Annotated in this window: 1 protein-coding gene; it reads right to left on the reverse strand. The window is 58.0% G+C overall.

All coding sequences use genetic code 11. The features are described from left to right. Positions 1-492: 492 nt before the first annotated feature. Positions 493-761 (reverse strand): DUF72 domain-containing protein (locus GSQ77_RS29120; RefSeq protein ID WP_158907620.1); only part of this gene is annotated, 269 nt, incomplete at its 5' end.

Genomic DNA, 761 nt, shown 5'->3' on the forward strand with positions numbered 1-761 from the left:
GATGACGTCTTCACCGGAGTGACATACTACGAGCCTTGCTGGCACCCCACTTTCCAGGAGCGTCTGTTGAAGTCTTGTGCCTGTTTTGTCCTCGCCGTCGTCCAGCCATTCGATAATTAGCAAGTAGCTCGCCTTGATGCCTTGCCGGTCACTGTCCCTGACCATTTTCCTCCGCCTCGCCTCTCCCACGGTTCTTCTCCTGCCGACACTGTTCCCCCCTATAGAACCTGAGTTGCTCGTCCTCCGTAAAGAGCGGCCTCTCATGGCCCATGTAACCGGACTCATCGGCCCACATCACGAACTGAAGTTTGCAAGCTAAGCAACCGCACTCCCCTGCGCACCGTGGAGCGCACAGCACTATGCATGAACATGGCAAGCTGGTGTCAGGCTCCAGCGCCGCCGACGACAGGTCCGGGAAGTAGCCGGCCGTGTGCGGGTACCTGTGCCGGCCTTCGTTAGTCGGCATGGGTCGGTGCGAAACGGTGCGGGAATTCATGCTGGTTCCTCGACGAGTCGTTGCAGCGTGGTGGCGTTTCTTTGTCCCTGATCTTCATAGTTGTTGTTGAAGATGCCCTGGACGTTCAGTGTGTCCCGAGCAAGCTTCCGCATCTTCGGTGCGATCTCCGACAGCTCCTCATCGGAGTAGTCGTAGTTGAAGCGATCAGATGCCGCCGTCTGTCCCTTGACGTTCCATGTCTCCGCGTTCCGACCGTGCAGCCGGACGATGGCAAGGTTCGGAGATGTAACTTCCCATATCTGCG

The organism is Burkholderia sp. L27(2015) (assembly GCF_009765705.1).
Lineage (GTDB): Bacteria > Pseudomonadota > Gammaproteobacteria > Burkholderiales > Burkholderiaceae > LMUX01.